Source organism: Actinoplanes flavus, from assembly GCF_017592555.1.
In the GTDB taxonomy this organism is placed as follows: domain Bacteria; phylum Actinomycetota; class Actinomycetes; order Mycobacteriales; family Micromonosporaceae; genus Actinoplanes; species Actinoplanes flavus.
Genome location: NZ_JAGFNS010000034.1, coordinates 90,927 through 109,630, shown reverse-complemented (window position 1 = coordinate 109,630; position 18,704 = coordinate 90,927). Strand labels below are relative to the sequence as shown.

Sequence of the window (18,704 nt, the reverse complement as noted above, 5' to 3'; positions counted from 1 at the left end):
CCCGGCGGTATCGACGACCTACTCCGCATCGCCAAGAACCGACTCAAACGCATGCAGTATCGGCCCACCCTCGCCTTCGGATTCCTCGCCACCAGCGGACTGGCACCACCCTGACCCTGACCTCAAAAGCTCAGTAGGCGCGTTTCGTGAGGACAGTGTCGGCGCGGCCATCCTGGACGGCGGCCCGCCTCCTCCGGCCGCAGCCCACATCGAGCGCGGGGGCGGCGGATCTCCGCCACGTCGGTGGTCCGCCACGCCGGCCCGCGCTGCCGGGCAGCTCCGCGGTTTTAGGGTGCGGCTGTGAAGCGAGCGATCATGGTGATGGCGGGGCTGGCGACGGTGGTCCTGGGCGGGTGCCGCAACGATGAGCCGGCCGCGGCCGGAGGCCCCGAAGCGGCCGGGGCGGCCGGCGGGACGGAGGCGGCGCCGAGCCCGGAGCTGACGGGTTCGGCCGAGCTGCGGTGCCTGATCGAGGGCAGCCCGTGGCACGTGTCCACGACGGACCTGGAGACCCAACTGCAGGGCGTGATGCGCGGGATCGACGTGACCGGCGTGCACATGACCGGTGATCAGACTCTGACGGTGACGCCGGCGCTCAAGGCGACCTTCACCGACGGCATCACCACGACGATCACGGCGGATTTGGGCGGCGGGATGACCATGAGGGTCATTCAGAGACACAGCGGGACCGCGTCCGGCGGGTGGCAGGCCGACGGGAACACGCTCACCCCGCAGGGCGCGTGGACCGGCGGCATCAAGATCGACAGCAAGGTCACGATCAACGGGCGGTCGGCGAACGCGCCGATCCCGGTGCCGGAGAACCCGCTCGGCGACGTCCCGATGACGTACACGTGCGTGGACGGCGTCCTCAATCTACAGGCGCAGGGATCACCCTTCGTCTACCTGTTCCGCTGACCAGGCCATCCCGAGCTCGAAGCGGGTGCCGACGGCGTAGTGGGCCATCGCCTCGGCGATCCGGCGCTCGACGGTGCGCTGCGAGGTGCACTGCGCGGTGGCGATCGCCCGGTCGGACATGCCGAGCGCGAGCATGCGCAGCACCTCGTGGAACTCCGGCTTCGGCGTCCGGTACGGCGCGGCGGCCCGCCAGACCGTCTCGCAGTACGCGGCGGTGAGCGCCCGGATCGCCGGATCGTGCACGATCATGATGCTGGGCGGCGGGTCCTCGCCCCAGGTCAGCGGCAGCGCGCACAGCACCTCGGGGTCGGAGTAGAGCCAGCTCTCCACCCGGCGGGCCAGCCGGACGCGCAGGCCCGTCCGGATCAGCACGTCGATCACGGCACGGTCGTCGTCGGTGACCACGGCCGCGGCCGGCAGCACGGCGCGGGCCTGCCGCATGCCCTCGGGGTACGGGCCGGCGACATCGGCGAGGCTCGGGGCGATGACGTCGCGCAGCACCTCCAGCGACGGGTAGAGGTTGATCGGGGCACGCGGCGGGGTCAGCGCGGCGTGCCGGGCCCAGGCCCGCCACTGCTCCTCGTGACCGTGCACGAGTTCGACGCCGACGGTGGTGCGCGGGTGGTTCCGCCACTCCCGGGCCAGGGCGGGCAGCACCGCGATCAGGTCGGCGGTCGCCCGCGCCTGCCGGGCGAGCACCGCGGCGGGCTCGTCGTAGCTGAGCCGGTCGCCCGTCTGCGCGACGAAGCCGGCCCGGATCAGCTCGTCGAGCGGGCCGTCGTCGAGGCCCAGGGCGGGCAGGTCGGCGCGGCGGGCCGGGCGGGCCCGCAGCAGGGAAACCAGCAGGCGCAGGGCCGGTTCGGTCACAGCGTCGGAACTTTAGCCGTTCCCGCCCCGGCGCGCGAGAGTCGCCGCCCGCGGGCCAGGCGCCCCCGCTGCTGTCCACCGGAGAACCGGCGGGCCGGCGCCCGGCCCGCTCGGCGAAACGTGGCGCCGGTCGACGTTCTGCGCGGCGGTCAGGGGTGGGTCAGGCGGGTCGTCGATTGAACATGGGTGACGACGGCCTCGCGGCCGGGGCGGGCCTCGGGGACCGGCAGCAGCGGATAGACGTGCAGGGCACCCGGCTTCTCGTGGTAGGTCAGGGGCACCGACGAGGGCAGCCGGTCACGGAGCAGACGGCAGTCCGGGAGGGTGATGTCGCGGGTGCCGACCAGGATCTGCACCGGCGGCAGGCACGACAGGTCACCGAAGAGCGGGCTCAAGCGCGGATCCTGCAACGACAGCGACCCCGCCCACGCCGCGGCCAGCGGGCGCAGGCCCGGGCGACGGAGCCACGGATCATGCGGCTCGACCGCGTCGATTTCCGGGTTGCTGATCGACAGGTCGAGCCACGGCGCGATCGCCGTCACGCCGGCCACTCCCCCGGCCTCCCCGGACACCGCCTGCGCGGCGAGCAGTGCCAGGCCGCCGCCGGCCGAGTCGCCGGCCAGGTAGCAGCGGCGGCCCTCGGCCACCAGGTCGGCGACCACCGCGGTGACGAATGACAGGGCGGCGAGACCCTGGTGGTCCGGCGCGAGGCCATAGATGGGCACGGCCACCTCATGCCCGGTACGCGCGGCGATGTGCCCGACCAGTGCCCAGTGCTGACTGACGATCTCGCTCGTGTACGCCCCGCCGTGCAGGTAGATGACCGTCACCCCGGTGTCCGGGCCGGACGGGCGCACCCGGTGCAGGTCGAAGCCGTGCGTCTGGGAGGTGCTCACGGCGTACCGTCGCTTGATCGCCGAAGGCGGCCCGGAAGGCCCCTTCGGGCGCGCGAGCGTCCGCAGCCCGGCCTCTTCGCTGATGAATCTGCGCTGGTAGGCGAGCCGCGTGAAGGCCGCCACCACACTCATCTGCCAACTCGCCACAGGTTCTCCCGGCTCAGGTCGCGGTGAAGAGGACGGCGCGTCCCGCGGCGGCGGCGCGCTGGTAGAAGTCGACGACCTCGAGGAAATCGGTCCAGAGGTACTCGAAATCGTCCTCGCCGAGCGGGCCGTCGTAGTCGCTGCCGGGCAGCAGGGTGTCGAATCGTTGTCGCAACCCGGCCCGGTCGATGCCGCGCAGCGCGACGGCCACGTCGCGGACCTGGGCGGTGTCGACGTAGATGACGTAGTACTCGTCGTGCATGTCGCGACCACCGAGGATGGCGTGTGACAGCGGGTAGTCGCCGCCGTCCTGGTCGAGGCTGCCGTCGGTGAGGCAGCGGTGGATCTCGTCCCAGGCCTTGTCGGTGTCGACTTTGAGCCGGTCGTCGTCCCAGTTCTCCTCGATGTCCCCGAGCAGCTCACCGACCGCGTCGTCGTCGCCGTCCGCGTCGAGCAGGACTTTCTCCTGATCCGCGGTGATCGCGAAATGTACCCCCAGCATGGGGCGATCATAGGGCCGACGAATGGCGGCGCCCAGCGACCCGGAGCCTGCCGCAAGGGGCTCGGGAAGGACTACGACGCCGGCCGGTCGGGTGCCGCCGGAGCAGCGCCGGAGGCTGAGCTTGCCGTTCAACCCTCCAGCGACGGTCGGTCTCAGCAGCGACATCCGTACCAGCGTGGGCTACCCGAGTTGAGGGAACCGCGCGCGCAAGTCGGCGAAGAGCTGCTGATCCCGTCCGTTGTTGACTACCACGGCCTTGAAGAGGGCATCACAGGCCGCTGCCAGAGGAACAGGATCCGTGGGGTTGTTGACCAGTTCCCATGCCAGGTGCTGGCGAGATCCCCGGTCCAAACTGCCGTCCGGGAGGTCCTCCGGTGACACCGGCAGTCGATCGAGCCGCTGCTTGGCGTGGTGGCGGGTCAGGTCGTCTGCTGCCTCACCGCGCCGTATCGCTTCGAGGATCGGCGTGAAGAACGGCTTGTCGATCAGCTCCGCCTTCGTGAACGCCCACTCCTGAGCCCACAACCACACCTGCCGACAGACCTCGTCGCCGGCACTGGCGAGCGCCAGGAGCAGGTTCATGTCGCGCCGGGCGAGAAGGGCACCGTTGTAGCCGCTGGAACGGATTCGTTCGTCCGGTACATCGATACCGGCCCACGCTGCTGCCAGATCGGCTTCCTGGTCGTACTCGTACTTGTCGTACTCGTACTCGTCGTACTCGTAATCCTCGACCGGTGGCACGACCACCGGAGCGAGCTTCGCCGGGTCGACGCCCTGCGGCGGCATGGCCACGGCGACGAAGGGCGCGGTGTTCAATGCCGCTTTGGTCAGGCGGATGCCGGTGACATGTTCGGCCAGGGCGAGGGCACGTTTGGTCGCGTTGTCGTCGTACACCCATCCGGGATCGTCGACCCATCCGGGATCGTCGGCTTCGTCCGTGCCGAAGTTGAAGCCCAGCCGCTGCATCTCGGCCAGAAGGGCGTCCGGCTGGCTGCCTTCGCGCCAAGCGGCGTGGAACGGGTCGAAGTCGACACGGCAATCGCCGTCAGCAATCCACATGAAGCGGGCGTCGTTGTTCTCGCTGCTATAGACGACGGCGAGGCTGGTGCCGCGAGACAGTGGGGTGAAGACGGTCTCGTAGGTACCGAGCAGGCCGTATTGCTCGAGAACGAGGACACCGCCGTCGACGTCCGCCACGGCGGCGAACTCTTGGCCGGCATTGGTCACGGCGTCGCGGTATCGGTCCATCTGCCGTAGGCCTGTCATCCCGGCGATCTCGGAGCCGCCGAGCCTGCGAATGACCTCCTGGATGCGGAGGCCGCGGACGAAGGTGAGGCATGACTCTTCCATCAGCCCGTGGAAGGTGCTCTCGAACCAGTTGTAGTCGGAGAATATGGACACCTCAAGATCATGTCGCATGGTAGGCGTTGGTAAGGCGCATATCCGCGGAGAACCGAGGACGGCTGATCTGCATCAGCGGCAATGCCCACTATCGCGTGCCAACTGCGGCTCGCGCATCCGCATCCGACGGCCATCGATGATCGCTGTGGTGATCATGACCGACCGAGTCGACGCGATCGATGTGCTGGCAGGCTTCCGAGAGCGGTTCTACCGGTGGCTGACCGCGCGGGCGGACACATTGTTCGAGCTGTCCGAAGCCCTGTTGGGCCGGTCAAGACCCTGGTCGGGTTGTCGCTAACGCCGGAGCATCGGCGGGGCCACGGCCGTATCGACGTCGAGTCGCTGCGCCGGCAGCTGGCCGGCTTGCCCTTGCCGCGGGCAGCGGACGGCCGCTTGGTCCTCGCAGTGGATGTCTCGCCGTGGCTGCGCCCGGACAGGAACTGCAGTCCGCATCGCTCGTTCCGCCACACCTACGGCCGCGGCAAGGACGAACACCGGATGATCCCCGGCTGGCCGTACTCGATCGTCGCCGCCCTGGAGACCGGCCGGACCTCCTGGACGGCGCTGCTGGACGCCGTCCGCCTGCCACCAGCCGCGGACGTCACGACGATCGCCTGCACGCAGATCCGTCAGGTCGTCGACCGGCTGACCGACGCGGGCCAATGCTCAGGCGGTCCGGCGTTCCAGGACGACCACCGCGGTCGGGGTGGGACGCCGGGCCGCGTGCTCGTCGAGGCTGTCGTCGATTTCACGCCAGCGATCCCAGAGCCGGTCACGTTCCTCACCGACGGCGGCCCGTCCGCGGACCGGGCGGGGGCCGTCGGACAGTTCGACCTCAGCGTCCGGGTGCGCCTGGAGGTTGAGCCACCAGGCGGGCTCGGGCGCACCCCATCCGTTCATGGCCAGGGTGACGAGGTTGGGGCCGTCCTCGAAATAGCCGAGGATGACCGACCGCGGCTCTCCGCTGCGGCGGCCGATGGTCGTCAGCCGGAAGAGGCCGTAGCTCTGGGCTTTGGGCTGGCTGAGGCTGAACCGTGCCCCACCGAACCGATAGAGGGCGCGGTGCACGGCCCAGGCTGTTCGGATGAACCATCGTGGCGGGAGTCTGCGCATGGTCGCCTCCGCGATTCGACTGCCGCCGATGCTATAACCCGGTGGCCAGTCACGAGTTGAAGCTGATCATGGCGGGTGGCCGGTCACTGGACCAGCGCAGCACGGTGATGGCGCAGTTCTCCTGGTAGAGGCTCAGCCATCGCCATTCCGGGGCGTCCATCACGTGCCGGACGAACCAGCCGATCACGAAGTTGTGCGTGATCAGTAGTTCTCGCCGATCGGTGCTGCCGACGACGCCGAGCCGCGCGACGGCGGCCCGCAGCCGCACCGCGTCCGGATCGCGCTCTCCGGCGGGCACCCCGTCGAGCCAGGCGTGCCAGCGTTCCGGGTAGCCCGCCCGGTCCGAGGGGTACGGGGTCCGGTCCCGCATGTGGTCGCAGACGTGCCGGGGTGCGGGAACGTGCCCGCCGATGATCTCCGCCGTGGCGGCGGCCCGGGGCAGCGCGCTGTGGTGGATCGCGTCGAAGGTGACGGCGCTGAGGCGCCGTCCGGCACGGTCGGCCTGCTCACGGCCGAGCGGGGACAGGTCGCCGTCGCCGTCGGCGAGACCGTGCCGGACCAGATAGAGGTCGGTGATCGTCATAGGTGGAGCACGGTAACAACCAGGGTCGAAAGGTTGGTGACGAAGAAGACGGCCCAGCCGATCAGGTTGCGGGATCCGACACGGAGATGGGCGATCAGCGCTCCGCTGAAATAGAGCACCAGGCCGACGGCCGCGAGAAGACCGATCACCGGTACGGCGAAGCCGGTGAGCAGCCCGGCCGTTCCCGCCGCGAGCAGGGAACCGAGCACCGGCACGTACTTGCGTGGGATCCGCTTCATGTCGGCCTGTGCCTTCGGGTACTCGTGGCCGATCAGGTAGAACGTGGCGGCGCTGCCGTTGAACAGGGCGGCGAGGGCGGTGAGAACGATGTAGACAGTGGACATGTCGACGGGACGAGACGGGCGGGTTGACTGTGACAGCTGACGTGCGGGTCTTTCTCGTGATCGCGTTCGGGCTGCCGTGGGTGCTGTGGGGCGTCGAGCAGGCGGCCGGTGTGCGGATCATGTACTGGGCCGTGATGGTGTCGGTGGGGATCGCCACCTGGGTGGCCGTCCGGTATGTGTGGCGCCCGCCGGACCCGGCCGGGGTGACCGGTCTGCGACGGCTGCGGCCCGGCTGGTGTGCGGTGACGTTCGTGCTGTTCCTGGCCATGTCGGCGGCCGCCGTGGCACTGAACGCGGTGACCGGGATCTATCCGGCCGATCTGGACGGGTTCTCGGCGCTGCGGCATGTCTACGCCCCGGAGACGGCCGGGCGGACCGGCGTTCCGTGGGATCTGATCGGGCGGGCGCTGGTCGTGCAGGTGCTCCAGTTCCTGCTGATCCTGCCGCTGGCGTTCGGCGAGGAGTGGGGCTGGCGTGGCTATCTGCTGCCCCGGCTGCGGGAGCGGATCGGCACGTGGCCGGCCCTGATCACGATCGGGGTGATCTGCGGGGTGTGGCATCTGCCGTTCTTCGTCGGTGGCGAGACCCTGTGGGACCTGGCGCCGTTCACCGTGTTCTGCGTGTTCTTCGGGGTGTTGCTCGGCTGGCTGCGGCTGGTGTCCGATTCGGTGTGGCCGGCCGTGGTGGGGCACGCCGTCAACAACACCATCGTGTTCAACTTCGTGCAGGTGGTGGTGGCCGATCAGGCGGCGGAACCGTCGATCGACGGCTGGCTGACGGGGCTCAGCGGCTGGCAGGGATTGCTGATCATGTTTATTCCGATCGCGGTGCTCGCCACCCGTACGCGAAGATCTGTTGATGTTGGAATTGCGGATCGTCAAGGGTGATGCCACCAGCCCGCAGGCGAAGGGTCCGAAGATCATCGCGCATGTGAGCAATGATCTCGGCGGGTGGGGCAAGGGGTTCGTGCTGGCGTTGTCGAAGCGGTGGCCGGAGCCGGAACGCGCTTTCCGGCGCTGGCACCGGGAGCGGGCCGGCAACGACTTCGGGCTCGGGGCGACGCAGCTGGTGCAGGTGCGGCCGGATCTGTGGGTGGCGAACATGGTCGGCCAGCATGGTCTGAAGCCGGGCAGCGGTGGGCCGCCGGTGCGGTACGAGGCGATCGGGAAGTGCCTGGAGACCGTGGCCGCGCATGCGCTGGAGCGGGGCGCGTCGGTGCACATGCCGCGGATCGGGTGCGGGCTGTCCGGTGGGAAGTGGGAGCGGATCGAGCCGATGGTCGTCGCGTCGTTGTGTGCGCGCGACATTCCGACGACGGTCTACGACTTCGACTGAGGAACAGGACGTGGATCGTCCGGAATCCATCCTAGGCTGACCGGGTGACAACGAATCGGATTCTTCTCCTCGGTGGATTGTGGCTCGACGCGTCGGCGTGGGACGGCGTCGTCGCGCATCTGGGCCGCGCCGATGCGGCTCGGCGGGACGCGGTGGCGGTGACGCTGCCCGGGCAGGGTGACGGGAACACCTCGGCGACGTTGGACGACCAGCTGGCGGCGGTGCTGGCGGCCGTCGACGCGGAGCCGGGCCCGGTCGTGGTGGTGGGCCACTCGGGGTCGTGCTCGCTGGCGTGGATGACAGCCGACGCCCGGCCGGAGAAGGTGGCGAAGGTGGTGCTGATCGGCGGCTTCCCGTGGGCGGACGGTCAGCAGTACTTCCCGTTCATCCCGCCGACCGACGGTGCGGTGCGGTTCCCCGGATGGGAGGCGTTCGAGGGGCCGGACTCGGCCGACATCGACGAGCAGACGCGGGCCGCCTTCGCCGCGGCGGCGATCCCGGTGCCCGAAGGCGTCACCGGTGCGACGGTGCGGTTGAGTGACGACCGCCGGTTCGACGTCCCGATCGTGGTGGTCTGTCCCGAGTTCTCCCGGGAGCAGGCGCGCGGCTGGATCGACAGCGGCGACGCCCCCGAGGTGGCCCGTGCCAAGCACGTCGAGCTGGTGGACATCGACTCCGGGCACTGGCCGATGCTGACCCGCCCGGCTGAGCTGGCGCGGATCCTAGCCCAGGTCTGACGGCCGCCGTCCGGGGCCGGTGCTTGTCCTTCGACGGCGAGGATCATGGGACGGTCTAGGCATGGACCTGACCGTGATCCTCGGCCCGATGAAGGGCGGCAAGTCGCTGGAGATGATCAGCCTGCTGTCTCCGCTGCAATATGCCGACATCCCGCACCGCGTCTACCAGTCCGCACGTCATGGCCGGGACACGGCGGTGACGTCACGTTCCGGTGGCAGCCTGCAGACGGTCAAGGTGCACACGTTGGCCGGTGCCGCTGACGGTGGTGTCGAGGTGATCGGTGTTGACGAGATCCACATGTTCACTGTTGACGACATCAATGTGCTCGGGGCCGCTGTCCGCAACGGGGTCAAGGTGGTCGTGGCCGGGATCGACCTGGATCACCGCGGTCAACTGTTCGCACCGGTGCGGGCGCTGTTCGAGCTGGCGCCGGCCGAGGTGATCTACCGGCGCGCGGTCTGTGACGTGTGCCGGTCCCTGGACGCCACGCACACGCAGGTGCTGGAGCACGGCAAGCCGATGATCCGCGAGCTGGCCCCGTCGACGGCGCTGCCGGACGACGGGACCTACACCTACGAGGCGCGCTGCCGCCGCTGCGTCGTCCTCCCCTAGATCATGTCCGCGAGCAGGGCGTAGAGACGGGCCGCGTCCGCGGCTGCCGGCAGCGGGATCGGGACGTTCCTGCGCAACGCGGTCAGGGCCGCGGTGGGCGGCCGGTCCAGCAGCCTTTCCAGGGGTACGGCGGCCGCGGTCGCCTTCTGCGCGAACAGCGCCGCGGTCACCCCGAGCAGGGCGCGCGCCGGCTGGTCCAGGTGCCGGTGCAGGCCGCTGTCGACGAACAGCGGGTTGTAGAGGACGTACCGGATGGGGGTGCCCGGGTAGTGCCCGGCGAAGCCGGCGCCGAGCAGGTCGTTGGCCCGTGCGCCCTGGCGGATCGCCCGGAACATCCGGTAGCCGTCGGTGAGGTGCGGATCGTCCCAGTGGAGGCGGCCGCCGGGAATGCCGCCGACACCGCACAGATTGAGGACGACCGGTCGCTCCGCCCGTTCCAGGGCCGGCCGGAGCCCGTCGGCGAGCAGGTAGCGGGCCAGCACGTTGATCGCGAACGACTGCTCGAAACCGTCGGCGGTGACGATCCGGCGCGGCGAGAACCGCCCGGCCGACAGCACCAGGGCGTCGATGCGTGACGGCAGCCTGCCGATCAGGTCGCGGGTCTCCTTGACCGAGGTGAGGTCGGCGTCGGCGCTACCGAGGCCGATCACGTTCCAGCCGGTGGCGAGCCGGTCGGCGAGGGCCTTTCCGATGCCGCGGGTCCCGCCCGCGATGACCGCTGTGCGCATACTTGGCATCGTCGGCCGCCCGGATCCCGCCGGAAAGAAGGCACATTCATGTCACCGGTCCTGCCCCTGCCCGTGACCTCGGCCGACCGTGAGCTGTGTGTGGCGACCGACATCCTGCGGCGGGTCGGCGAGAAGTGGAGTGTGCTGCTGCTGGCGGTGCTTCAGCACGGCCCGCACAGTTTCAACCAGCTCGATCGTACGGTCGAGGGGCTGAGCAGGCGCATTCTCACCCGTACGCTGCGGGCTCTGGAGGGTGACGGACTGATCAGCCGGCGGCGGGCCGGTGACCGGGTGGAATATGCGCTGACCGATCTCGGTCGTTCGCTCCTGCCGCTGATCGTGGCGATCGGCGAGTGGGCCGTCGAGCACGCGCCACAGATCGAGGCGGCCCGGCAACGGAGCTCGTCCCGCTCGTGAGCCTTCGCCGGTTCCCGGCGGTTCGCCTCGCGAGGGCAGCCGGCAGATCCCGGCTATGTTTGGCGAACCTCCACTCGCCCGGCGGACGCGAGCCAGGTGACCTGCCGGCGGAACGGCATCCGGGGGACGCCGGTCACGGCCCCGGCGGCCCGGGTGGCGGCAGCTTGGCCAACACGGCCGGGATGTCGATCGCGGGATTGGCGGCCGCGTGCCGGGCCAGCTCCGGGTGGTCGAGCAGGCTGGTGATCCGGTCGGCGGGCAGCCGTGGGCAGCGCGCCATCGCCTGGCGCACCCCGGCGTCGGGGTCCTCGGTCAGCGCGGTCAGGACCGACGGGTCCGCGTGCGGGTCCAGGGCGGCGAGCCGCCGCATCAGGGGATCGGTGTGGCCGGCGAACCGGGCCAGCCCGTCGACCGGGAACCCGGGCCGCGACGGCAACGCGCTCTGGCGGGGATTCTCGAGGTGGCAGCGCAGCAGCAGCTCGGCCGGGGCATCCGGATGGTGCAGGGCCAGCTTCAGGCGTACCTCGTCATCGGCATCGTGGGCGAGCGCCGCGACCAGATCGAGTGGCAGGTCGGTGCGTTCCGCCGCCCGGCGGCGCAGCACCGGATGCGCCGACCGCGCCGCCAGCGCCACGTCGGTGAGCGCGCCGTCGAGCATGGCCCGCTCGGCCGCGTTCAGGTGGGCATGGGTCGCGACGGCCGCGCGGACATCGCCGTCGGGGTCGGCCAGCAATCGTGCGACCCACTCCTTGGGAAGGTCGGCCCGGCCTCCGGCCGCGACCCGGACCGCGGCGTCCGGGTCGGTGGCCAGGTGCGCGAACTGGGCGTCGGTCAAACCTTCCCGGTACGCGGCGTGCACCCGGATCTCCGGGTCCGCATGGCGCACGAGAACGTCCACGAGGTCCGGCGGCAGAGTCGGGTTCGGCGACATCGAGACGATCGCCTCCCGGTCACCGGAGGTGAGCACCTGCTCGGCGAGTTCCCGGGACAGCGGCCGGTGCAGGGTGTACCAGAACGCGTGACAGTGCTGAGCGGGCAGGTCCGCCGGCTGCATGATGCGCTCGTGCTCGATGATCGACTCCGCCGCTACGGCCGCGACCTCCGGATCGGGGTCGGTCAGCAGAACCCGCATCTCGTCGCGCCACCAGGTGTCCCGGGCGACGATCCGGCGTACCCGAGGGTCGGGGTGCCGGGCCGCGACGAGGGTATTCTCCGGATCCGCCCAGTGGAGTTCCTCGAAGAGCTCCGCCGGTGTGGGCCTCCGGTCGTCCGCCGGTGGTTCGCACAGCTCGCTCATCACCCGGATCAGGTCCGGGCCGGCGAGCGGCCGCTGCCCGCGGCGCCCGAGCGCGGAAAGCCGGACCCGCCAGTCCGCATCGCCGAGGAGACGCGCCCGGATCCGCGGGTCGACGTCCGGGTGGACGGCGAGGGCCGACCGGAACGCGCGAAGCGGATGCGCCATCATCGCTTCCTGTACCGGCATCGGCAGCGTCGCCCGGCGCCACAGCCCGGCGACCGTCGCCTCCGGCCACCGTCGCAGCAGTTCGTCGACCGGCGCGGCCGGATTCTCCGCCATTCCCTCCAGCACCGCATCCACGATCACCAGACGATCCTAGGATCTGCGAAGATCCGATGATGACCGCCTTCATCTCGCACACCACCGTGGACTGCCGCGACGCCTACACCCTGTCCCGCTGGTGGCAGACCGTTCTCGACTACGTCGAGGACCCCGAGGACCCCAACCTGCCCGGCCACGTGGAGTGCATGATCTCCTCCCGGGACGGCCGGCACAAGCTGCTGTTCATCGAGGTCCCCGAAGCCAAGCAGGTCAAGAACCGGATCCACTTCGACCTGCGCCCGGCCGAGGACTCCCGCGACACCGAACTCGCGCGCCTCCTCGAACTCGGCGCCACTCAGGTCGCCGACCTGCGCAAACCCGACGGCAGCGGCTGGGTGCTGCTGGCCGACCCGGAGGGCAACGAGTTCTGCATCCTGCGCAGCGAGGCCGAGCTGCGGGCCTGACCACCGATCGTGGCCGTCACGGTTCCCGGTGGGCGACGTAGGTGTCGATCTCGGCGAGGATGGCGGCCTTGCCGGGGTCGTCGAGGAACGAGTACCGCACCGCCTGCCGGGCCAGTTCGGCGACGCCGTGTTCGTCGAGGCCGAGCAGGCCGGCGGCCACCTCGTACTCCCGGTTGAGAGTGGTGGAGAACATCGGCGGGTCGTCGGAGTTGATGGTCACCGGCACGCCGGCGGCCACCAGCGCCGGCAGCGGATGCTCGGCGAACGACGGCGCCGACCGGGTGCAGACGTTGGAGGTCGGGCACACCTCCAGCGCGATGTCGTGCTCGGCCAGGTAGGCCATCAGCTCCGGGTCCTGGGCGGCGCCGATGCCGTGGCCGATGCGTTCCGCGCCCAGGTCCCGGACCGCCTCCCAGATGTTCTGCGGGCCGGTCGACTCGCCGGCGTGCGGCACGCTGTGCAGCCCGGCCGCCCGGGCGGCGGCGAAGTGCGCGGCGAACCGGCTGCGGGACACCCCGGCTTCCGGGCCGCCCAGTCCGAAGCTGATCAGGCCCTCCGGGCGGTGTTTGAGCGCGAGTTCGAGTGTCACGTCGGCCGACCGTTCCCACGGCGGCCCGGGAATGTCGAAGCACCAGCGCATCTCGATGCCGTGGTCGCGGGCGGCGCGCCGGCGTGCGTCCTCCACCGCTTCGCAGTACGCCTCGGCCGGGATGCCGCGCTCGACGGACGAGTAGGGGCTGAGGGTGACCTCGGCGTACCGGACCGACTGGGCGGCGAGGCCGGCGCCGATGTCGTAGGTGAGCGTCGCGACGTCCTCGGCGTCGCGGATCAGGTCCACCACGGACAGGTAGACCTCGATGAAGTGCGGGAAGTCGGTGAACGTGAAGTAGTCGGCGAGCAGTGCCGGGTCGGCCGGCACCGACGTCCGGCCGGCGTGCCGTTCGGCCAGGCGGGCCACGGTCTGCGGCGAGGCGGAGCCGACGTGGTGGACGTGGAGTTCCACCTTGGGCAGGTCGGCGATGAAGTCGGTCAGGTCCAGTGCCATTACGTCCGTCCTCACGGTGCGTGTCATCCACCGGGGACCCGCGGCACGGGCGACCTCCCGGTGGGAGGCGCCCTTACGACCAGGCGCGAGCCGAGCGTGGCGGATGTCCATCCGTCGCAGCGCCTCTCGACCCGCCCCCGGACGCTAACAAGGCGACGGCGTGGGTGTCCACTGTCGATCGCGCGAGTCGGCCGGGACGGCGGCGACGCACGTCCCTTCGTCGTTCAGGACGGTTTCGGGGCGGCGACGGGGCTGCGGTGTCCGGCCGTGTCGACCGCTCGTACGCCGAAGAAGACGTTGTCCTTGGACAGGTCGACGGTGACCGTGTCGACCTTGCCCAGCCGCAGGGTGTGCTGCCAGTCGGGGGCGGTCGTCTCGCGCCACACCACTTCGTAGCCGGCCAGGTCCGGTTCGGTGCCGAGCTGCCAGCGCAGGGTGGTGTCGTTGGTGAGCCGGGTGGTGTCGATGACCACGCCCTTCGGGGTGCCGGGCGCCTGGGCGAGCGACCAGAGCGCGGCGGCGTTGACCCGGGCCACCCGGGCGATGTAGGCGAAGTCACAGAACTCGGGCAGGTCGCCGTACTGGATGCCGTTCTCCACCCGTACGTCCTGGTGTTCGTGGTTGAAGTTCTCGCGTGGCTCGGTGAAGCGGGCGGCGGGATAGCCGCGCAGCAGGAACGAGATGTGGTCGCTGCCGCGCAGGTAGCGGTCGCGGCGCCAGACGACGCGGACGTTCATGCCGTCGGGCTCGACGTCCTTGACGAAGCGGCCGAGCTGGCGCGACGGGCCGTCGTTCTCGCCGCCGACGCTGCGGCGGACGCCTGCCTCGGCGGCGGTCTCCGAGGTGGGCACGCCTTCGACGAAGAGCCGGACGGTACGCGGGTCGTTGCGGGTGCCGTCGTGGGCGTCACCGGTGCCGACGATGTCGTTGCTGAACATGCCCTGAATGTCGGCTCCGGCGTCGAAGTACCGCTGGGCCATGTGGTCGGAGCCGTAGAGTCCCTGCTCCTCGCCGGCGACCGCGGCGAACACCAGCGTGGCCTCGGGTCGCCGGGTGGCGAGCACCCGGGCCAGTTCCATGATCACCGCGACGCCGGACGCGTCGTCGTCGGCGCCCGGGGCGTCCTTGACCGCGTCCATCACGTCGGTGACCCGCGAGTCGTAGTGGCCGGTGACCACGTAGATCCGTTCCGGGGTGACGCTGCCGCGCAGGGTGGCGACGACGTTGGTGATCCGGGTCGGCGCCGGGACCCGCGGTGAGACCGGCTGGATGAACGACTGCTGCTCGACGGTCATCCGCCCGTCGCCGGCGGCGGCGTACCCCTGCAACTCGGCGAAGATCCAGTCGCGGGCCGCGCCGATGCCGCGGTTCGGGTCGTCCTGTACGGACAGGGTGTGCCGGGTCCCGAAGGAGACCAGCTTGCGGACGATCGCCTCGATCCGCCGAGGGTCGATCTCGCGAAGGATCCGTTGCAGCTCCCGGTCGGGGGCGGCCGCCGCGGGCGTGCCGGTGACGGCGACGCCGGCGGCCGTCGCCGCGCCCGCCACCAGAATCGTGCGTCTCGTGGACATGCGCCCCACTCTTCCCCGCGGAGCCGCACATGTCCATGATTATCGATGCGTTGCGTGCAGGCGCGGGAGGCGGCGGCGCACCTCGTCATCGTCGTCGAAGTCCCAGAAGTCACCCAGTTTCGGATAACGCACGGTGTCCGGCGGGGCCTCTCCGGCGCGCTCCCAGTAGACGCCGTTGGCGACGCCGAACATGTCCTCCGCTTCGAGGTCCTGGCCCGCCCCGACGCCCGGAACGCCGGCGAGGGTGTCCGGATCGGCGACGGCCCGCTCGAAGACCTCCCGCCCCTGCGCCATCAGCCAGCCGCGGAAGTACTCGAACCCGTCGTCCGAGCAGCCGCCGTTGATCAGGTAGGCGGCACCCCACAGATCCACCCGGTAGGAACGCGCCCGCAGCTCCCACTCGGCCCGCGCCAGCGCGGCCACCTCGTCCAGCGGCAGCTCTTCGAGCAGCTGCCGCGCCCGCGCACCCACCTGGTCGCCGTCCGACGGGTCCTCCACCGAGGCGCGGGCCGCGTCCACCAGCTCCCAGAATCTCTCCACACTCACCCCGCGATGATCTCAAAAATCCCATGGCGGTACGGGGACAGCGGCCGCCCTTCAGGCCGGCGCGGCTCGGAGGTCGTCGCGGGTGAGGACGGGGCAGCCGAGGAGGCGGGTCAGGACGGTGCGCTGGGTGGGTGTCAACGGGTTCACGAAGATGGCGGCAGCCGCGTCCGCCGTCCGGCAGGCCTCGGCGATCTCACGGATCTTGCCGTGGGTCATCAGGGTCCGGCGGGAGAAGGGGTCCGCCATCCGGGCCGCGCCGCCGGGGCGTTGGTTCCAGCGGTCGGAGGCGCCGCGCCGCTGCACGAACCGGGCCACCACCCGGCTGCCGCGGGACTCGGCCAGGGCGGCGAGTTCGTCGAGCTGTTCCTGGTAGCGCTTGTCCCTGGCCGAGAACAGGCCGGCGACCACGACGGCGGCGCCGGCGAGCGGGTCGTCGATGCTGCGGTACCGCTTCACGCCGGCATCTCAGTGCTGGAGGTGTGCTCGGGTGCCGTGGGTCACGTACGGCATGGTGATCTCGTCACGGCCGCGGGTGGCCGGGTGGGTGTCGAGGAGGTCCTCCACACCGGCCAGCAGGTCGCGGCGCTCGGGTTCGGACAGGACGATCACGTAGCTGCGGGAGGCGATCATGTCCAGCAGCGCCTGCCGGCTCAGGGTGTGCCGCCAGCGGATCTCGGTGCGTTCGAGGCCGGCGAACGGCGTACCGATGACGGGGTTGGTGTCGATCTCCTGGCGGCTGTGCTGGTGGAGGATGGTGTCGAGGTGCGCGACCCACTCCTCGGTGTGGTCGCGGATGTTCCAGATGAGGCTTAGCGTGCCGCCGGGGCGCAGGACCCGGGCCGCCTCGGGGATGGCGCGGGCCGGGTCGACCCAGTGCCAGGCCTGAGCGGCGACGATGGCGTCCACGTCGGCGTCGGGAAGCGGGATCCGTTCGGCGGTGCCTTCGAAGATCGCGGCTTTGGGGGCGACGGCGGCGAGCTGGTCGCGCATCTCGGCGGACGGTTCGACGGCGACCACGTCGAGACCGGCTTCGATCAGCGACTGGGTGAGTTTTCCGGTGCCCGCGCCGAGGTCGAGGACGCGGCGGGCGGGGCGGGGAACGGACCATTCGACGGCGGACCGTGGGTAGGGCGGGCGGCCGCGGTGGTAGGCGTCGGCGGCGCTGCCGAAGGAGGCGGCGTGCAGCGTCCGGGACCAGCGGCGGGTGGCGCCCTGCCGGGTCATGCCGCAGGCTTTGCCGATCTCGTCCCAGCTGGCGGCGTGTTCGCGCCGCAGCCGGTTGATGATCTGGGTGCGGCGCGCCTCCGCGTCGGCGATCGATGCGGTGAGGCGCCTCAGTTCATCCAGCATGGAAGCAACATACGTTGCCCGCCTGGCTGATAGCAACAATCGTTGCCTCATAGGATCAAGTCCATGGCGGTCATCGCGCAGATCTCTCTCGGGGTGGAAGATGATGAACGAGCCGGCGCCTTCTGGATGCGGGCTCTCGGGTACGTACGGCGTCCGCCCCGCTGGGAAGGTGACGACTGGATCGTGATCGAGCCGCCGCCGGGAGTGGTGGGCGCGCCGATCGCCATGGATCTCAGTGAGACGCCGATTCAGGAGCAGCCGCGGATCCACTTCGACCTCCAAACCGAGAGTGCCCTGGAAGCCGAGGTGGAGCGTCTTCTCGCGCTCGGGGCGCAACGGGTCGACTGGCCCTACTATCCGGAGCCTGATGAGCGGGAGCCTCCGTTCGTGGTGCTGGCCGACACCGAGGGCAATCGGTTCTGCGTCAGTAGCGCGCCCAGACGTGACGCCGTTTGAACGTGTCGGCGCCGGCCCGGAACTCGACGAGGAGATCCTGCGCCTCGTGATAGTCGGTGGTCCGGCAGTGGAAGTGCTCGCCCTCGCGGTATTCCAGCAGGTAGGCGCCTTTCTCGGAGGCCACCTGCACGAACGGTCCGTCGGCGCGGGAGAGGGTCACCCAGCGGTTCTTCGTGCCGACATATCGCATGATCCACTTCAGGCGGTTCTCGTCCGGGTCCGGCATCACCGGATAGGCGTCCGAGGTGAGGGTGAACTGCGGCGCGTAGCCCGGCGCGTTAGGGTTGACGATCGCGTAGCCGGGCTCGTAACACACCAGGCCGTGACGCGCGGCCAGTTCCAGGATCGCGGTGCCGACCTCGTCCGCCCGCGACCACACGCAGGAGGCGGCCACGATCATGTCGTCACGGTCGGGAGTTGCGCTCCACACGCCGTCCTCGTCACTCTCCAGCGCGGGGAACCGGTCGAGCAGTTCGTCGTAGAAGCGCAGGACGGCGGGGTGGGCGGTGAAGACGCCGGGCTCGTCGTCCGCCCACCGCTCCAGTTTGGCGTCGGCGACGGCCGGGGTGATCGGCTTCGGCTCGTGCCACACGTAAAGATCAAAACTCACGCGCTACGTTACCGCTGATGAACGACAACTGGGCGATCCGCCTGAAGAATGCGACGAGCCGAGCGACCTTCCCGTACGAGGTCGAGGAGCAGCAGGTCGGCCCACCGGCGCCGGACCTCGACCGGGCCATGCCGTGGATCCCGGGCGATCTGATCACCTTCTTCCGTGAGGTCGGTCCGCTCTCCCTGCCGGACATCGGCAACGGCTACTTCCTCTACCCGCCGACGCCCGTCGACCGGCCGGACCGCCTCGACGACGAGGAGATCGTCGTCTTCGGCAGCAACGGCGGCGGCGACCAATACGTCCGCATCCTCGCCGACGGCCGCATCCTCCGGTTGCAGGGTCTCGCGTACATCGACGGGGTCTACTTCTCGAACGACGTCGGCGTCAAACGGGTGGGCGACGACCTGGTGGATTTCCTCAACCGGCTGGTGGTGGCGGTGGAGGCGTTCGCGGACCACGGTCACATCACCGATCTCTGACGCCCCGGGTTGACCGTCGCGCCGGGG

Annotated in this window: 24 protein-coding genes and 1 pseudogene; 10 read left to right on the top strand and 15 right to left on the bottom strand. The window is 70.4% G+C overall.

Annotated elements, in window-relative coordinates; all coding sequences use genetic code 11:
• Positions 1 to 300 precede the first annotated feature (300 nt).
• Positions 301 to 915: a hypothetical protein gene (locus tag J5X75_RS37140; protein WP_208472285.1), complete on the top strand. Its 615-nt coding sequence runs from the start codon at positions 301 to 303 to the stop codon at positions 913 to 915.
• Here the strand turns inward: J5X75_RS37140 and J5X75_RS37135 are convergent.
• From J5X75_RS37135 to J5X75_RS37120, 4 genes are all read right to left on the bottom strand, one after another.
• On the bottom strand, positions 889 to 1,782 hold the full coding sequence (locus tag J5X75_RS37135; RefSeq protein ID WP_208472284.1) for a helix-turn-helix transcriptional regulator: 894 nt from the start codon (positions 1,780 to 1,782) through the stop codon (positions 889 to 891). The two genes, J5X75_RS37140 and J5X75_RS37135, sit on opposite strands and share 27 nt — an antisense overlap.
• Positions 1,783 to 1,931: 149 nt before the next feature.
• A complete protein-coding gene (locus J5X75_RS37130; RefSeq protein ID WP_208472283.1) occupies positions 1,932 to 2,825 on the bottom strand; it encodes an alpha/beta hydrolase fold domain-containing protein in 894 nt (297 codons plus the stop codon).
• 13 nt (positions 2,826 to 2,838) lie between these two features.
• Positions 2,839 to 3,324: a YfbM family protein gene (locus J5X75_RS37125; RefSeq protein ID WP_208472282.1), complete on the bottom strand. Its 486-nt coding sequence runs from the start codon at positions 3,322 to 3,324 to the stop codon at positions 2,839 to 2,841.
• Between the two features lie 180 nt (positions 3,325 to 3,504).
• On the bottom strand, positions 3,505 to 4,725 hold the full coding sequence (locus tag J5X75_RS37120; RefSeq protein WP_208472281.1) for a DUF6461 domain-containing protein: 1,221 nt from the start codon (positions 4,723 to 4,725) through the stop codon (positions 3,505 to 3,507).
• A 136-nt stretch (positions 4,726 to 4,861) separates the two neighbouring features.
• Between J5X75_RS37120 and J5X75_RS45005 the strand changes: the two are divergent.
• Positions 4,862 to 5,400: pseudogene (locus J5X75_RS45005) on the top strand (transposase); the annotation flags it as partial.
• Here the strand turns inward: J5X75_RS45005 and J5X75_RS37110 are convergent.
• Genes J5X75_RS37110 through J5X75_RS37100 form a run of 3 tightly spaced genes read right to left on the bottom strand, consistent with a single transcriptional unit; the run spans position 5,392 to position 6,765 of the window.
• A complete protein-coding gene (locus J5X75_RS37110) occupies positions 5,392 to 5,838 on the bottom strand; it encodes a nitroreductase family deazaflavin-dependent oxidoreductase (protein WP_208472280.1) in 447 nt (148 codons plus the stop codon). The pseudogene J5X75_RS45005 and the gene J5X75_RS37110 sit on opposite strands and share 9 nt — an antisense overlap.
• A 49-nt stretch (positions 5,839 to 5,887) precedes the next feature.
• A complete protein-coding gene (locus J5X75_RS37105; protein ID WP_208472279.1) occupies positions 5,888 to 6,421 on the bottom strand; it encodes a histidine phosphatase family protein in 534 nt (177 codons plus the stop codon).
• On the bottom strand, positions 6,418 to 6,765 hold the full coding sequence (locus tag J5X75_RS37100; protein ID WP_208472278.1) for a DoxX family protein: 348 nt from the start codon (positions 6,763 to 6,765) through the stop codon (positions 6,418 to 6,420). Before J5X75_RS37100 ends, J5X75_RS37105 begins: the two co-directional genes overlap by 4 nt.
• A gap of 29 nt (positions 6,766 to 6,794) precedes the next feature.
• Between J5X75_RS37100 and J5X75_RS37095 the strand changes: the two genes are divergently transcribed.
• From J5X75_RS37095 to J5X75_RS37080, 4 genes are all read left to right on the top strand, one after another.
• Positions 6,795 to 7,652, top strand: a complete 858-nt coding sequence (locus J5X75_RS37095) for a CPBP family intramembrane glutamic endopeptidase (protein ID WP_208472277.1) — start codon at positions 6,795 to 6,797, stop codon at positions 7,650 to 7,652.
• Complete coding sequence (locus tag J5X75_RS37090) at positions 7,624 to 8,100, top strand: macro domain-containing protein (protein ID WP_208472276.1); 477 nt, start codon at positions 7,624 to 7,626, stop codon at positions 8,098 to 8,100. The genes J5X75_RS37095 and J5X75_RS37090 overlap by 29 nt, the downstream gene beginning before the upstream one ends.
• Positions 8,101 to 8,144: 44 nt before the next feature.
• The gene (locus J5X75_RS37085; protein ID WP_208472275.1) at positions 8,145 to 8,837 is read left to right on the top strand and encodes an alpha/beta fold hydrolase; all 693 of its coding nucleotides are present in this window, start codon (positions 8,145 to 8,147) and stop codon (positions 8,835 to 8,837) included.
• Positions 8,838 to 8,898: 61 nt separating this feature from the next.
• Positions 8,899 to 9,450 (top strand): thymidine kinase, encoded by a 552-nt coding sequence (locus J5X75_RS37080; RefSeq protein ID WP_208472274.1) that lies wholly within the window; start codon positions 8,899 to 8,901, stop codon positions 9,448 to 9,450.
• Here the strand turns inward: J5X75_RS37080 and J5X75_RS37075 are convergent.
• The gene (locus J5X75_RS37075; RefSeq protein ID WP_208472273.1) at positions 9,447 to 10,178 is read right to left on the bottom strand and encodes a Rossmann-fold NAD(P)-binding domain-containing protein; all 732 of its coding nucleotides are present in this window, start codon (positions 10,176 to 10,178) and stop codon (positions 9,447 to 9,449) included. The two genes, J5X75_RS37080 and J5X75_RS37075, sit on opposite strands and share 4 nt — an antisense overlap.
• 48 nt (positions 10,179 to 10,226) lie before the next feature.
• Between J5X75_RS37075 and J5X75_RS37070 the strand changes: the two genes are divergently transcribed.
• Positions 10,227 to 10,595, top strand: coding sequence for a winged helix-turn-helix transcriptional regulator (locus J5X75_RS37070; RefSeq protein ID WP_208472272.1), 369 nt, complete (start codon positions 10,227 to 10,229; stop codon positions 10,593 to 10,595).
• 133 nt (positions 10,596 to 10,728) lie between these two features.
• Here the strand turns inward: J5X75_RS37070 and J5X75_RS37065 are convergent, their stop codons facing one another.
• On the bottom strand, positions 10,729 to 12,198 hold the full coding sequence (locus tag J5X75_RS37065; RefSeq protein WP_208472271.1) for a hypothetical protein: 1,470 nt from the start codon (positions 12,196 to 12,198) through the stop codon (positions 10,729 to 10,731).
• Between the two features lie 32 nt (positions 12,199 to 12,230).
• Here J5X75_RS37065 and J5X75_RS37060 point away from each other — a divergent pair, with 32 nt between their 5' ends.
• Complete coding sequence (locus J5X75_RS37060; RefSeq protein WP_208472270.1) at positions 12,231 to 12,617, top strand: VOC family protein; 387 nt, start codon at positions 12,231 to 12,233, stop codon at positions 12,615 to 12,617.
• A gap of 16 nt (positions 12,618 to 12,633) precedes the next feature.
• Here J5X75_RS37060 and J5X75_RS37055 read toward each other — a convergent pair whose 3' ends face one another.
• The 5 genes from J5X75_RS37055 to J5X75_RS37035 all read right to left on the bottom strand — a co-directional run bounded on the left by J5X75_RS37055 (position 12,634) and on the right by J5X75_RS37035 (position 17,129).
• A complete protein-coding gene (locus J5X75_RS37055) occupies positions 12,634 to 13,662 on the bottom strand; it encodes an adenosine deaminase (RefSeq protein ID WP_208472269.1) in 1,029 nt (342 codons plus the stop codon).
• 224 nt (positions 13,663 to 13,886) lie between these two features.
• On the bottom strand, positions 13,887 to 15,233 hold the full coding sequence (locus tag J5X75_RS37050) for a M20/M25/M40 family metallo-hydrolase (protein ID WP_208472268.1): 1,347 nt from the start codon (positions 15,231 to 15,233) through the stop codon (positions 13,887 to 13,889).
• Between the two features lie 39 nt (positions 15,234 to 15,272).
• Entirely contained in the window at positions 15,273 to 15,779 is a 507-nt protein-coding gene (locus tag J5X75_RS37045) for a DUF4240 domain-containing protein (protein ID WP_208472267.1), read from the bottom strand.
• Positions 15,780 to 15,830: 51 nt separating this feature from the next.
• Positions 15,831 to 16,235, bottom strand: a complete 405-nt coding sequence (locus tag J5X75_RS46235; RefSeq protein WP_208472266.1) for an HflX-like GTP-binding protein — start codon at positions 16,233 to 16,235, stop codon at positions 15,831 to 15,833.
• A gap of 9 nt (positions 16,236 to 16,244) precedes the next feature.
• Complete coding sequence (locus tag J5X75_RS37035; RefSeq protein ID WP_238490610.1) at positions 16,245 to 17,129, bottom strand: class I SAM-dependent methyltransferase; 885 nt, start codon at positions 17,127 to 17,129, stop codon at positions 16,245 to 16,247.
• A 63-nt stretch (positions 17,130 to 17,192) separates the two neighbouring features.
• Between J5X75_RS37035 and J5X75_RS37030 the strand changes: the two genes are divergently transcribed.
• Positions 17,193 to 17,585: a VOC family protein gene (locus J5X75_RS37030; protein WP_208472265.1), complete on the top strand. Its 393-nt coding sequence runs from the start codon at positions 17,193 to 17,195 to the stop codon at positions 17,583 to 17,585.
• Here the strand turns inward: J5X75_RS37030 and J5X75_RS37025 are convergent.
• On the bottom strand, positions 17,554 to 18,195 hold the full coding sequence (locus J5X75_RS37025; protein WP_208472264.1) for a hypothetical protein: 642 nt from the start codon (positions 18,193 to 18,195) through the stop codon (positions 17,554 to 17,556). The two genes, J5X75_RS37030 and J5X75_RS37025, sit on opposite strands and share 32 nt — an antisense overlap.
• Before the next feature lie 17 nt (positions 18,196 to 18,212).
• Here J5X75_RS37025 and J5X75_RS37020 point away from each other — a divergent pair, with 17 nt between their 5' ends.
• Positions 18,213 to 18,677 (top strand): hypothetical protein, encoded by a 465-nt coding sequence (locus J5X75_RS37020; RefSeq protein WP_208472263.1) that lies wholly within the window; start codon positions 18,213 to 18,215, stop codon positions 18,675 to 18,677.
• Positions 18,678 to 18,704 lie beyond the last annotated feature (27 nt).

Bases quoted from the DNA above. Each gene is read 5' to 3' on its own strand.
- J5X75_RS37125 (WP_208472282.1), bottom strand. From the start codon at position 3,324: ATGCTGGGGGTACATTTCGCGATCACCGCGGATCAGGAGAAAGTCCTG.
- J5X75_RS37110 (WP_208472280.1), bottom strand. From the start codon at position 5,838: ATGCGCAGACTCCCGCCACGATGGTTCATCCGAACAGCCTGGGCCGTG.
- J5X75_RS37105 (WP_208472279.1), bottom strand. From the start codon at position 6,421: ATGACGATCACCGACCTCTATCTGGTCCGGCACGGTCTCGCCGACGGC.
- J5X75_RS37100 (WP_208472278.1), bottom strand. From the start codon at position 6,765: ATGTCCACTGTCTACATCGTTCTCACCGCCCTCGCCGCCCTGTTCAAC.
- J5X75_RS37090 (WP_208472276.1), top strand. From the start codon at position 7,624: ATGTTGGAATTGCGGATCGTCAAGGGTGATGCCACCAGCCCGCAGGCG.
- J5X75_RS37080 (WP_208472274.1), top strand. From the start codon at position 8,899: ATGGACCTGACCGTGATCCTCGGCCCGATGAAGGGCGGCAAGTCGCTG.
- J5X75_RS37075 (WP_208472273.1), bottom strand. From the start codon at position 10,178: ATGCGCACAGCGGTCATCGCGGGCGGGACCCGCGGCATCGGAAAGGCC.
- J5X75_RS37070 (WP_208472272.1), top strand. From the start codon at position 10,227: ATGTCACCGGTCCTGCCCCTGCCCGTGACCTCGGCCGACCGTGAGCTG.
- J5X75_RS37060 (WP_208472270.1), top strand. From the start codon at position 12,231: ATGACCGCCTTCATCTCGCACACCACCGTGGACTGCCGCGACGCCTAC.
- J5X75_RS37055 (WP_208472269.1), bottom strand. From the start codon at position 13,662: ATGGCACTGGACCTGACCGACTTCATCGCCGACCTGCCCAAGGTGGAA.
- J5X75_RS37050 (WP_208472268.1), bottom strand. From the start codon at position 15,233: ATGTCCACGAGACGCACGATTCTGGTGGCGGGCGCGGCGACGGCCGCC.
- J5X75_RS37035 (WP_238490610.1), bottom strand. From the start codon at position 17,129: ATGCTGGATGAACTGAGGCGCCTCACCGCATCGATCGCCGACGCGGAG.
- J5X75_RS37030 (WP_208472265.1), top strand. From the start codon at position 17,193: ATGGCGGTCATCGCGCAGATCTCTCTCGGGGTGGAAGATGATGAACGA.
- J5X75_RS37020 (WP_208472263.1), top strand. From the start codon at position 18,213: ATGAACGACAACTGGGCGATCCGCCTGAAGAATGCGACGAGCCGAGCG.